Source organism: Parashewanella spongiae (assembly GCF_004358345.1).
Taxonomy (GTDB): Bacteria; Pseudomonadota; Gammaproteobacteria; order Enterobacterales; family Shewanellaceae; genus Parashewanella; species Parashewanella spongiae.
The window spans coordinates 148,177-162,007 of sequence record NZ_CP037952.1 but is presented as its reverse complement, the minus strand read 5'-3'; the positions used below and the strand labels follow the sequence as shown (position 1 = coordinate 162,007).

The following is a 13,831-nucleotide window of genomic DNA, read 5'->3' as shown; positions in this document are numbered from 1 at the left end:
AATGGCGAAGCTAACTAAACGTATGCGCGTGATCCGTGAGAAAGTTGAAGCAACAAAAAGCTATGACATCAATGAAGCCGTTGCTTTATTGAAAGAATTAGCGACAGCTAAATTTGTAGAAAGTGTTGATGTTGCAGTAAATCTAGGCATCGATGCTCGTAAATCTGACCAAAACGTACGTGGTGCAACTGTATTGCCACACGGTACAGGTCGTGAAGTTCGTGTTGCCGTGTTCACACAAGGTGCGAACGCAGAAGCAGCGAAAGAAGCTGGTGCTGAACTTGTTGGTATGGATGATCTAGCCGCTCAAGTTAAAGCAGGCGAAATGAACTTCGACGTTGTTGTTGCATCTCCTGATGCGATGCGTGTTGTTGGTCAATTAGGTCAAATCTTAGGCCCACGTGGTCTTATGCCTAACCCTAAAACCGGTACTGTAACGCCAAACGTTGCTGAAGCCGTTAAAAACGCTAAAGCTGGTCAAGTGCGTTACCGCAATGACAAAAACGGCATCATTCACACTACTATCGGTAAAGTGGATTTTGAACCAACTCAGCTTAAAGAAAACTTGGAAGCCATCCTTGCTGCTGTTAAGAAGGCTAAGCCTGCTTCAGCGAAAGGCGTTTTCATGAAGAAAGTAACTATCTCTACCACTATGGGTGCAGGTGTTACGGTTGAGCAAGGGTCTCTAGAAGTCGCTTAATCAATTTCACTCATAGCAAAAAAATTTGATATGAGTATACAAGGCGCTTTGATTGTTTTATAATCGCGCGCCTTGTGGGTTGAAGCTCATTAGGATAATGAGTTTCCGTCCAAGACCGTAGGTGCAATGCGTTATAGCATGGCTTAATCAATGCCTACGTAGATGGTGTCAGGCCCCAGATAGATTTTTTTCTGCTGGAAAATCTGCACCTTAAGTAGCTAAATACAATATATTTAGCATGGTAAACACTAGGAGAGATCCTAGGTAGAATCCAGGAGTAAAGCCAATGGCATTAAGACTCGAAGACAAACAAGCGATTGTTGCTGAAGTCAACGAAGTTGCCAAAGGTGCACTTTCTGCAGTTGTTGCTGATTCACGTGGCGTAACTGTAGGTTCTATGACAAGTTTGCGTAAAACTGCTCGCGAAAATGGTGTTTATGTACGTGTAGTACGTAACACATTAGCGCGTCGTGCAGTAGCTGGTACTGATTATGAGTGCCTAGCTGACGTATTTACTGGTCCAACTTTGATTGCTTTCTCTAACGAGCACCCAGGTGCTGCAGCGCGTCTTTTAAAAGACTTCGCTAAAGAGCAAGAAGCATTCGAAGTGAAAGGTGCAGCTTTCGAAGGGGATTTCATCCCTGCAACTGAAATTGATCGTTTAGCGAAACTACCAACGTACGAAGAAGCATTAGCACAGTTGATGATGACTCTAAAAGAAGCATCTGCTGGCAAAATGGTACGTACACTGGCCGCTCTACGCGATCAAAAAGAAGAAGCAGCTTAATTTTAAGCTTGCTGCTTAATAAAATTGAATTCAGAACAATAGGAAATATTTCTTATGTCTATCACTAAAGACCAAATCTTAGAAGCCTTTGCAGAAATGTCTGTAATGGAAGTTGTTGAACTAATCGAAGCAATGGAAGAAAAGTTCGGCGTATCTGCTGCAGCTGCTGTTGTTGCTGGTGGCGCTGGCGAAGGTGCTGCTGCTGAAGAGAAAACAGAATTCGACGTAGTTCTTACTTCTCACGGTGACAACAAAGTTGCTGTAATTAAAGCTCTACGTGGCGCTACAGGTCTTGGCCTGAAAGAAGCTAAAGGTATGGCTGAATCTGCACCAGTTGCAGTTAAAGAAGGTATTTCTAAAGAAGAAGCTGAAGCTCTAGTTAAAGATCTAGAAGCTGCTGGCGCTGCTGTAGAAATCAAGTAAGCTATTTATTAGACTTACTCACTCAATCTAGTATTGAGTGGAGGCTGACGGTTTTTTAACCGTTGGCCTTTTTTGCGCTTTATGCGCTGGCGAATTTTTTGTCACCGTTTGTCGCCTGATTTTGCAGTGCCTAACAGAGATTACTGGTTAGGTTCGTGCTATCAACGGTGATGGGCAAACGTGCTGAGTTATGACAATAATGTCATCATTCAGTCTTGGTCACATCTGCACACAGAGGAAACCCATGGTTTACTCCTATTCTGAAAAGAAGCGTATTCGCAAAGACTTCGGTAAACGTCCGAAAGTTTTGGACATTCCGTACTTGTTGTCTATTCAATTAGACTCTTTCAAGAAATTCACCGATCAAGATCCAACTGGTGAACGTGGTTTCGAAGCCGCATTCCGTAGCGTTTTTCCCATCAAAAGCTTCTCAGGTTATTCTGAGCTGCAGTACGTTAGTTATAAGCTGGGCGAACCTGAATTTGATGTAAAAGAATGTCAAATTCGTGGTGTTACATATTCAGCACCTTTACGCGTTAAATTGCGTATGGTGTTATACGATCGTGAAGCCGCTGCTGGTACAGTCAAAGACATTAAAGAGCAAGATGTCTACATGGGTGATATCCCACTGATGACTGGTAACGGGACGTTCGTTATTAACGGCACTGAGCGTGTTATTGTTTCTCAGTTACACCGTAGCCCTGGTGTATTCTTCGATCACGACCGTGGTAAAACCCACTCTTCTGGTAAGGTGCTTTATAACGCACGTGTTATTCCTTACCGTGGTTCATGGTTAGATTTCGAATTCGATCCAAAAGATGCCCTATTCGTCCGTATTGACCGTCGCCGTAAATTGCCTGCGACTATCATACTGCGTGCCCTTGAGTACTCTACTCAAGAAATCTTAGACATCTTCTTTGACCGCATCACGTTTACCGTTAAGAAAGACTCTTTGGTCATGGATCTCGATCCTGAGCGCCTACGTGGTGAAACAGCGAGTTTCGACATAAAAGATGCAACAGGCGATATATTAGTAGAAGCGGGTCGCCGTATTACTGCACGTCATATTCGTCAACTTGGTAAGACTAATACGACCCAAATCGAAGTACCTGTAGAGTACATCGTGGGTAAGTATGCAGCACAAGACTATATCGACCCAGATACAGGCGAAGTACTTGTTTCCGCAAATTCTGAACTCAGTCTTGAAGGCCTTGCAAATCTGTCATTGGCTGGCATCAAGAAAGTAGAAACCTTGTTTATGAATGAGCTGGATAACGGCGCATACATTGCAGATACTCTACGTCTTGACCCTACGACAAACCGTTTGGAAGCATTGGTAGAAATTTACCGCATGATGCGTCCTGGTGAGCCGCCAACCAAAGAAGCTGCAGAAACCTTATTCCAGAACTTGTTCTTCAGTGAAGAGCGTTATGACCTGTCTAAAGTCGGTCGTATGAAGTTCAACCGTCGTCTTAGCATCGCGGAAGATCAAGGTAAAGGCACGTTATCTAAAGAAGATATCGTTGCTGTTATGCAGAAAATCATCGAAATCCGTAATGGTAACGATGAAGTCGATGATATCGATCACTTAGGTAACCGTCGTATTCGTAGCGTCGGTGAAATGGCTGAAAACCAATTCCGTGTTGGTCTTGTACGTGTTGAACGCGCGGTACGTGAGCGTTTAAGTCTCGGTGACTTGAATGAACTCATGCCACAAGATTTGATCAACGCTAAGCCAATTTCTGCGGCTGTGAAAGAATTCTTTGGTTCTTCACAGTTGTCTCAGTTTATGGATCAAAACAACCCGCTTTCCGAAGTGACGCACAAGCGCCGTATTTCTGCACTTGGCCCAGGTGGTTTGACTCGTGAACGTGCTGGTTTCGAAGTTCGAGATGTACATCCGACTCACTACGGTCGTCTATGTCCAATCGAAACGCCTGAAGGACCAAACATTGGTCTGATCAACTCGTTAGCGTCATTTGCACGCACTAACTCATACGGTTTCTTGGAAACTCCATACCGTAAAGTAGTTGATAGCATCATTACTGATGAAGTTGAATACTTATCTGCCATTGAAGAAGGTCGCTATGTCATTGCACAGGCGAACGCTGAAGTCGATGCTGATGGCCGTATGGTTGAAGAGCAAATTGCTGTTCGTCACCGTGGTGAATCAACGTTCATGCCAGCGGCTGATGTTCAGTATATGGATGTTTCACCACAACAGATTATTTCGGTTGCGGCGTCTTTGATTCCATTCCTAGAACACGATGATGCGAACCGTGCATTGATGGGTGCTAACATGCAACGTCAAGCTGTACCTACGCTAGTCGCTGAAAAGCCACTTGTCGGTACAGGTATTGAACGCACATTGGCTGTCGATTCAGGTGTTGTTGTTTCTGCAAATCGTGGCGGTGTCATTGAGTATGTTGATGCAAGCCGGATTGTCGTTAAAGTCAATGAAGCAGAGTTGAAACCAGGTGAAGCTGGTATTGATATCTACAATCTGACTAAATACACCCGTTCAAACCAAAATACTTGTATTAATCAACGTCCTTGCTGTTTCGTTGGTGATCCAGTGGTTCGCGGTGATGTACTCGCCGATGGTCCTTCAACGGATTTAGGTGACTTAGCGCTTGGTCAAAACATGCGTATCGCCTTCATGCCTTGGAACGGATATAACTTTGAGGATTCAATCCTTATTTCTGAGCGCGTTGCGCAAGAAGACCGTTTCACCACTATCCACATTCAAGAGCTTTCATGTATCGCTCGTGATACTAAGTTGGGTAGCGAAGAGATCACAGCTGACATTCCAAACGTTGGTGAATCTGCTCTGTCTAAGCTGGATGAATCAGGTATCGTTTATATCGGTGCTGAAGTTAAAGGCGGCGACATTCTAGTGGGTAAAGTGACACCTAAAGGTGAAACTCAGCTCACTCCAGAAGAAAAGCTATTGCGGGCTATCTTTGGTGAAAAAGCCTCTGACGTTAAAGACAGTTCACTGCGCGTACCGAACTCAGTAAAAGGTACTATCATCGACGTTCAGGTATTTACCCGTGACGGCGTTGAAAAAGACAAGCGTGCTGTTGAAATTGAAGAGATGCACGTTGCTCAAGCACGTAAAGACTTAAGTGAAGAGTTCAAGACCCTTGAAGAAGGTGTATTACATCGTGCTCGTCATTTACTTCTAAGCGCAGGCTTCAGTGAAGAAAAGCTTGATGCAATGAGTCGTAAAGACTACTTAATGCAAATCATCAATGATGAGAGTAAGCAGACTGAACTTGAGCAATTGGCTGAGCAACACGAAGAGCTTAAAGCTGACTTCGATAAGAAGTTTGATCTTAAACGTCGTAAAATCACCAAAGGTGATGACTTAGCACCTGGCGTACTTCGAATTGTTAAGGTTTACTTAGCAGTGAAACGTACGATTCAGCCTGGTGATAAGATGGCGGGTCGTCATGGTAACAAAGGTGTTATCTCGAAGATCTGTCCTGTTGAAGACATGCCATACGATGAGAAAGGTAATCCTGTCGACATCGTACTGAACCCGCTTGGTGTACCATCTCGTATGAACATCGGTCAGGTTCTTGAAGTTCACATGGGTGCGGCTGCTAAAGGTGTTGGTAACAAGATTGCTGACATGTTAGAAGAGCAACGTGAGATGGCTGAAGTTCGTGGTTATATCAAGCAGGTTTATGAGTTAGGCGACGAAGTCCAACAGAAAGTGGACATAGACAGCTTCTCAGATCACGAAGTCATGCGCTTAGCGAAAAACCTAAAAGGTGGTTTGCCGATTGCTACTCCAGCATTTGATGGTGCTAAAGAGAAAGAAATCAAGCAAATGCTTGCCTTGGCTGATTTACCAGAATCTGGTCAATTAAGAATATTTGATGGTCGTACCGGTGATGAATTTGAGCGTCGTGTAACCGTTGGTTACATGTACATGCTGAAACTGAACCACTTGGTTGATGACAAGATGCACGCCCGTTCTACCGGATCATACAGCTTAGTTACTCAGCAGCCGCTGGGTGGTAAAGCACAGTTTGGTGGACAGCGTTTCGGTGAGATGGAAGTATGGGCACTAGAAGCATATGGTGCCGCTTATACGCTTCAAGAAATGCTTACCGTGAAATCAGATGACGTCAATGGTCGTACTCAGATGTATAAGAACATTGTTGACGGCAACCATCAGATGCAACCAGGTATGCCTGAGTCCTTCAACGTATTACTGAAGGAAATCCGTTCACTCGGTATTAACATCGAGTTAGATCAGCTTTAAGCGCAGGCAATAGCCTCGTTTGGCTCAATGAATGGTGCCCTGTTAAACCGGGGCACCCGATTTAACTCCTTCAGGAGAGAAACGTGAAAGATTTATTAAAGTTTCTGAAACAGCAGAGCAAAACCGAAGAGTTTGAAGGTATCAAGATTGGCCTAGCGTCACCTGACTTGGTCCGCTCTTGGTCGTTTGGTGAAGTTAAAAAGCCAGAAACCATTAACTACCGTACTTTCAAGCCAGAACGTGAAGGCTTGTTCTGTGCGCGTATTTTCGGTCCAGTAAAAGATTACGAATGTTTGTGCGGTAAGTACAAGCGTCTTAAGCACCGTGGTGTTATTTGTGAAAAGTGTGGCGTAGAGGTTACCCAGACTAAAGTACGTCGTGAGCGTATGGGTCACATTGAACTGGCAAGCCCAGTTGCCCACATTTGGTTCTTAAAATCGCTACCATCTCGCATCGGCTTGATGATGGACATGACATTACGTGATATTGAGCGCGTATTGTATTTTGAATCATACGTGGTTACTGAAGCTGGCATGACAACCCTTGAACAGGGTCAAATGTTGACGGAAGAAGCGTACCTCGATTCATTAGAAGAATTTGGTGACGAATTCGAAGCGAAAATGGGTGCGGAAGCCGTGCTTGATTTACTTCGCGCGATTGACGTTGAAAAAGAAATTGAAATGATGCGCGAAGAGTTGCCATCTATCAACTCTGAAACCCGTCGTAAGAAAGTCACAAAGCGCCTGAAATTACTTGAAGCATTCCACACATCTGGTAATAAACCAGAGTGGATGATCTTAAAAGTACTACCGGTTCTTCCACCTGATTTACGTCCTTTAGTACCCTTGGACGGTGGTCGATTCGCGACTTCAGATTTGAACGATTTATACCGCCGCGTGATTAACCGTAACAACCGCTTGAAGCGTTTGTTAGATCTTGCTGCTCCAGACATCATCGTACGTAACGAAAAGCGTATGTTGCAAGAGTCTGTTGATGCATTGCTTGATAACGGCCGTCGTGGTCGTGCAATTACCGGTTCAAATAAACGTCCGCTTAAATCTTTGGCTGACATGATCAAAGGTAAACAAGGTCGTTTCCGTCAGAACTTACTTGGTAAGCGTGTTGACTATTCAGGCCGTTCGGTAATTACCGTAGGTCCTACTTTGCGCCTGCATCAATGTGGTCTGCCTAAGAAAATGGCACTTGAGCTATTCAAGCCATTCATCTACGGCAAATTAGAAGGCCGTGGCTTAGCGACAACGATTAAAGCCGCTAAGAAAATGGTTGAGCGCGAAGTTGGCGAAGTATGGGACGTTCTAGACGAAGTGATTCGTGAACATCCAGTGCTACTTAACCGTGCACCAACACTTCACAGACTGGGTATTCAAGCCTTTGAACCAGTACTAATTGAAGGTAAAGCAATTCAATTACACCCACTCGTTTGTGCGGCCTACAACGCTGACTTCGATGGTGACCAAATGGCGGTTCACGTTCCATTAACGCTTGAAGCTCAGTTAGAAGCTCGCGCCTTAATGATGTCAACCAACAACATTTTGTCACCAGCAAACGGTGAGCCAGTGATCACTCCGTCTCAAGACGTGGTATTGGGTCTGTACTACACCAGCCGTGAAAAAATTAACGGTAAAGGTGAAGGTATGGCCTTCATGTCAACAGATGAAGTGGAAAAAGCTTACGCAACAGGTGCGGTTGAACTGCATTCACGCGTTAAAGTCCGTATCACTGAAACTGAAGTTTCAACGGACGGTGAAGCCACTGAAACGACTCGTATCGTCGATACAACAGTTGGTCGTGCATTGTTATCACAATTACTACCGAAAGGCTTGTCGTACGATCTCGTTAACCAGAACATGGGTAAGAAGCAGATCTCTAAGCTTCTCAACACTTGTTACCGTCAACTTGGTCTAAAAGACTCTGTAATTTTCGCTGACCAACTCATGTATGCCGGTTTCCGTTTTGCAACCAAATCAGGTGCTTCTGTTGGTATTGATGACATGGTCATCCCTGATGAGAAGTACACCTTAGTTGCTGACGCCGAAGCTGAAGTTCGCGAAATTCAAGAGCAGTTCCAATCTGGTCTTGTTACCGCGGGTGAACGTTACAACAAAGTTATCGATATCTGGGCACGTACTAACGAGCAAGTATCGAAAGCGATGATGGACAACTTGTCATCTGAAACTGTCATCAACCGTGACGGTGAAGAAGAGAAACAAGCGTCATTCAACAGCATCTACATGATGGCTGATTCAGGCGCTCGTGGTAGTGCCGCTCAGATCCGTCAGCTTGCTGGTATGCGTGGTTTGATGGCAAAACCAGATGGTTCAATCATCGAAACGCCGATTGTGGCGAACTTCCGTGAAGGTCTGAACGTACTCCAGTACTTCATCTCAACTCACGGTGCGCGTAAAGGTTTGGCCGATACGGCATTGAAAACAGCAAACTCAGGTTACTTGACTCGTCGTCTTGTTGACGTTGCACAAGATCTTGTTGTTATTGAAGATGACTGTGGCACCTACGAAGGTCTCACAATGAAGCCGTTGATTGAAGGTGGTGATGTTGTTGAGCCGCTACGTGAACGTGTACTGGGTCGTGTAGTTGCACAAGATGTCTTCTATCCTGGCACTGAGAAAGTCCTAGCACCACGCAACACGCTATTAGACGAAGCTTGGTGTGACACGCTAGAAGAAAACTCTGTCGATGAAGTTATCGTTCGTTCAGTAATTTCTTGTGAAACAGACTTCGGTGTTTGTGCGAACTGTTATGGTCGTGATTTGGCTCGTGGCCACATCATTAACCACGGTGAGTCAATCGGTGTTGTTGCTGCTCAGTCAATTGGTGAGCCTGGAACACAGCTTACCATGCGTACCTTCCACATTGGTGGTGCGGCATCGAGAGCATCAGCAGAAAACAACGTACAAGTGAAAAACGCGGGTACATTGAAGCTGCATAATGCGAAGCACGTAACCAACAGTGAAGATAAGCTTGTTATCGTATCTCGTTCATCTGAACTGGCGATAATCGATGAGCTTGGTCGTGAAAAAGAGCGTTATAAAGTACCATACGGTACAATTTTAGAAGCTCATGAAGACAAAGCTGTGACTTCTGGCGCAATCATTGCGAACTGGGATCCACATACTCACCCAATCATCTCTGAGGTGGCGGGTAAGATGAAATTCGTTGATATGATTGATGGTGTTACTATGACACGTCAAACTGACGAATTAACGGGTCTGTCGTCAATCGTTGTGATGGATGTCGCTCAACGTAGCAGTGCTGGTAAAGAGTTGCGTCCAATGGTTCGTCTTGTTGATGCCGACGGCAACGATTTGATGATCCCAGGTACAGACGTGGTTGCACAATACTTCTTACCAGGTAACGCGATTGTAAACCTAGAAGATAACTCTGATATCAACGTTGGTGACGCGTTAGCACGTATCCCACAAGAGTCTTCGAAAACTCGTGATATTACCGGTGGTCTACCACGTGTTGCTGACTTGTTTGAGGCACGTAGACCGAAAGAGCCAGCTATTCTTGCTGAAATCACGGGTACTATTTCATTCGGTAAAGAAACTAAAGGTAAGCGTCGTCTTGTGATCACGCCTGCTGATGGTGGCGATGCCTATGAAGAGATGATCCCTAAATGGCGTAACTTGAACGTGTTCGAAGGTGAAAAAGTCGAACGTGGTGAGGTTATTGCTGACGGACCAGAAGCAGCTCATGACATTCTGCGTTTACGTGGTATTCATCATGTGGCGAATTACATCACCAACGAAGTGCAAGACGTTTACCGTCTGCAAGGTGTAAAAATTAACGATAAGCACATTGAGGTGATCATTCGCCAAATGCTGCGTAAGTGTATTATTACTACTTCAGGTGATAGTGAGTTCCTAGAAGGTGAGCAAGCTGAAGTCGCTCGCGTTAAGATTGCTAACCGTGAGCTCATTGCTCAAGGTAAAGTACCAGCAAGCTTCGAAAGAGACTTATTAGGTATTACCAAGGCATCGCTTGCAACTGAGTCCTTCATCTCAGCGGCATCGTTCCAAGAAACAACACGTGTACTTACTGAGGCTGCAGTTGGCGGTAAGAGCGATCCATTACGTGGTCTGAAAGAAAACGTAATTGTTGGTCGTCTGATCCCAGCAGGTACCGGTTACTCGTATCACGTTAAGCGTAATGAAGCGAAGCAAACAGAAGAAGTGGCTGAACCAGCACCGATTTCTGCAAGCGAAGCTGAACAGAACCTTGCGGATCTGTTGAATCTAGCGGGCAGCTAGAAAAGAGTAATATTACAAACTTTCCTTAGGTAAAGGCGTTTCACGCGCCTTTTGCCTTTGTTTTTAAAAAGAGTTTGTAGAAGAATTTTGGATAAAAACTGTCTATTTCTTGACAGTTCGGCATTTGCTTTCTAAAATTCCGCGTCCCACAGTAGTGGGATATAGATTTTTCACACCTTATTCGCTGAGTTTACTCGGCTGAAACGGAGCTAGACATGGCAACTGTAAACCAGTTGGTACGTAAGCCACGCGCACCTAAAGTCGATAAGACTAACGTGCCTGCGTTGGAAGCGTGCCCACAGAAACGTGGTGTTTGTACACGTGTGTACACAACAACACCTAAAAAACCTAACTCAGCACTACGTAAAGTAGCGCGTGTTCGTCTTACCAACGGTTTTGAAGTGACTTCATACATCGGCGGTGAAGGCCACAACTTACAAGAGCACAGCGTGATTTTGATCCGCGGTGGTCGTGTTAAAGATTTACCAGGTGTGCGTTATCACACTATTCGCGGTGCATTAGATTGCTCTGGTGTAACTGCACGTCGCCAAGGCCGTTCTAAGTACGGTGCTAAGCGTCCTAAGTCTTAACTTTCCGTTAAGTTAGTAAGGCCAAGCTAGTAAAATTGTTATTCCAGTTTTGGAAAAACCTGAAGCATACGGAGAATTAATATGCCAAGACGTCGCGTTGTAGGACAACGTAAAATCCTACCAGATCCAAAGTTTCACAGTGAGTTGTTGGCTAAGTTCATCAACGTCATTATGCAAGACGGCAAAAAGTCGACTGCAGAAAAAATCATCTATCAAGCACTTGATGTTGTCGCTGAAAAGAAAAGCGAAGAACATCTAGTTATCCTTGAAGCAGCATTGGACAATGTTCGCCCAGCCGTCGAAGTTAAATCTCGTCGCGTTGGTGGTTCAACGTACCAAGTACCATGTGAAGTGCGCCCTGTCCGTCGTAATGCCTTAGCAATGCGTTGGTTAGTTGAAGCAGCACGTAAGCGTGGTGAAAAATCTATGGCTTTACGTTTAGCTGGTGAGTTGCAAGACGCATCAGACAATAAAGGCACTGCTGTTAAGAAGCGCGAAGACGTGCATCGTATGGCAGAAGCAAACAAAGCGTTTGCTCATTACCGCTGGTAATTGCTTAGCGCGGATCTTCGGATCCGCGCACATTTTTATTTAGCTGAAACTAAAAATTCAGCAAAGAGGGTATTTTCGTGGCACGTAACACTCCTATTGAGCGGTATCGTAATATCGGTATTTGCGCTCACGTAGATGCAGGTAAGACCACTACCACCGAACGTGTTCTATTTTACACCGGATTATCACATAAAATTGGTGAGGTGCACGATGGTGCAGCAACAACCGATTGGATGGTGCAAGAACAAGAGCGTGGTATTACCATCACTTCAGCCGCCGTGACCACCTTTTGGCCGGGCATGAACGCACAATTCCCTCAGCATCGTATTAATATCATTGACACACCAGGTCACGTTGATTTCACTATTGAAGTTGAACGCTCATTGCGCGTCCTTGATGGTGCCGTAGTCGTATTTTGTGGTGCTTCTGGCGTTGAGCCACAATCAGAAACTGTGTGGCGTCAAGCTGACAAATACGCGGTTCCACGATTAGTATTTGTGAATAAAATGGATCGCGCTGGTGCAGACTTCGAAAGTGTTATCGATCAAATACGCAATCGCTTAGGTGCCAACTGTGTGCCTATTCATTTAAATATGGGCAGCGAAGAACACTTCAAAGGCGTCATTGATTTAATCAAGATGAAAGCCATTAATTGGAGTGAAGCGGATCAAGGTGTCACATTCACCTACGAAGACATTCCTTCAGAATATGCAGATAAAGCGGCTGAAATGCATGAATACATGCTTGATTCAGCGGCTGAAGCTTCAGAAGAATTAATGGATAAGTACCTTGAAGAAGGTGAGTTATCCGAAGCTGAAATTAGACAAGCTTTACGCCAGAGAACCATTGATAACGAAATAGTATTGGCAACCTGTGGCAGCGCATTTAAAAATAAAGGCGTACAAGCCGTATTAGATGCTGTTGTCGATTTTCTTCCGTCACCGATTGATGTGCCTGCCATTAAAGGTATTGATGAGAAAGAAAATGAAGTTGAGCGTCATCCTGACGACAATGAACCATTTTCTGCACTCGCATTTAAAATTGCTACCGACCCTTTTGTTGGTACATTAACCTTTATCCGTGTTTATTCCGGGATACTATCTTCAGGTTCAACCGTTTACAATCCCGTAAAGCAGAAGCGGGAGCGTATTGGCCGTATGGTGCAAATGCATGCCAATGACCGTACCGAACTTTCCGAAGTTCGTGCTGGTGATATTGCAGCAGCAATTGGCCTTAAAGAGGTCACCACCGGTGATACCCTGTGCGACGGAAATCATAAAGTGATTTTGGAACGTATGGACTTCCCAGATCCAGTGATCACCATTGCTGTTGAACCTCGTTCACAGGCCGATCAAGATAAGATGGGTATTGCGCTTCAAAAATTAGCTGCAGAAGACCCATCTTTCCGTGTTGAAACTGACGATGAATCAGGGCAAACTCTGATTTCAGGCATGGGTGAATTACACTTAGACATTATTGTCGATCGCATGCGTCGTGAGTTTAGCGTTGATTGTAACGTAGGTAAACCTCAAGTGGCTTATCGCGAAACCATTCGCAGTTCGACAAAAGTGGAAGGCAAGTTTATCCGCCAATCAGGCGGGCGTGGACAATATGGCCATGTTTGGTTAAAACTTGAACCCCTTGAACCGGGTTTAGGTTATGAATTCGTTGACGAAATAGTAGGTGGTGTAGTCCCTCGTGAATACATCTCCTCCGTTGACAAAGGAATCCAAGAGCAGATGAAGAGCGGAGTTATCGCCGGCTTCCCTGTGTTGGACGTGAAGGTCACTCTATTCGATGGCTCATACCATGATGTAGACTCGAATGAAATGGCGTTCAAGATTGCTGGTTCGATGGGCTTCAGACAGGGTGCGGAACAAGCGGATCCTGTGTTGCTCGAACCCTGCATGAAAGTAGAAGTGACTACCCCAGAAGATTATATGGGTGACGTAGTCGGCGACTTAAACCGTCGCCGCGGTCTGATTGAGGGAATGGACGACGGTTTTGCCGGCGTTAAAATCATTCGGTCAATAGTCCCTCTATCTGAAATGTTTGGTTATGCAACTGATTTGCGTTCTGCGTCTCAAGGGCGAGCTTCATACTCTATGGAGTTTTTGAAGTACTCTGATGCACCGCAAAACATTGCCAAGGCGATGATGGAAGCTCGTGGCTAAGCGCCTATTGAGTTCCAACTATAGATTATGACTTGAG

Annotated in this window: 8 protein-coding genes; all 8 read left to right on the top strand. The window is 45.0% G+C overall.

Annotated features, from left to right (window positions below; translation table 11 throughout):
• Window position 1: 1 nt before the first annotated feature.
• The 8 genes from rplA (at window position 2) to fusA (ending at window position 13,794) form a co-directional block, all read left to right on the top strand.
• A complete protein-coding gene (gene rplA / locus E2I05_RS00655; protein ID WP_121853748.1) occupies window positions 2-700 on the top strand; it encodes a 50S ribosomal protein L1 in 699 nt (232 codons plus the stop codon).
• 286 nt (window positions 701-986) lie between these two features.
• Window positions 987-1,487 (top strand): 50S ribosomal protein L10, encoded by a 501-nt coding sequence (rplJ, locus tag E2I05_RS00650; protein WP_121853749.1) that lies wholly within the window; start codon window positions 987-989, stop codon window positions 1,485-1,487.
• Window positions 1,488-1,541: 54 nt separating this feature from the next.
• On the top strand, window positions 1,542-1,910 hold the full coding sequence (rplL, locus tag E2I05_RS00645) for a 50S ribosomal protein L7/L12 (RefSeq protein ID WP_121853750.1): 369 nt from the start codon (window positions 1,542-1,544) through the stop codon (window positions 1,908-1,910).
• Window positions 1,911-2,154: 244 nt separating this feature from the next.
• Window positions 2,155-6,186: a DNA-directed RNA polymerase subunit beta gene (gene rpoB, locus E2I05_RS00640; RefSeq protein ID WP_121853751.1), complete on the top strand. Its 4,032-nt coding sequence runs from the start codon at window positions 2,155-2,157 to the stop codon at window positions 6,184-6,186.
• A gap of 83 nt (window positions 6,187-6,269) precedes the next feature.
• Window positions 6,270-10,478: a DNA-directed RNA polymerase subunit beta' gene (gene rpoC / locus E2I05_RS00635; protein ID WP_121853752.1), complete on the top strand. Its 4,209-nt coding sequence runs from the start codon at window positions 6,270-6,272 to the stop codon at window positions 10,476-10,478.
• Between the two features lie 215 nt (window positions 10,479-10,693).
• Complete coding sequence (rpsL, locus tag E2I05_RS00630) at window positions 10,694-11,068, top strand: 30S ribosomal protein S12 (RefSeq protein ID WP_121853753.1); 375 nt, start codon at window positions 10,694-10,696, stop codon at window positions 11,066-11,068.
• 81 nt (window positions 11,069-11,149) lie between these two features.
• Window positions 11,150-11,620: a 30S ribosomal protein S7 gene (rpsG, locus tag E2I05_RS00625; protein ID WP_121853754.1), complete on the top strand. Its 471-nt coding sequence runs from the start codon at window positions 11,150-11,152 to the stop codon at window positions 11,618-11,620.
• A 77-nt stretch (window positions 11,621-11,697) separates the two neighbouring features.
• Entirely contained in the window at window positions 11,698-13,794 is a 2,097-nt protein-coding gene (fusA, locus tag E2I05_RS00620; RefSeq protein ID WP_121853755.1) for an elongation factor G, read from the top strand.
• Window positions 13,795-13,831 lie beyond the last annotated feature (37 nt).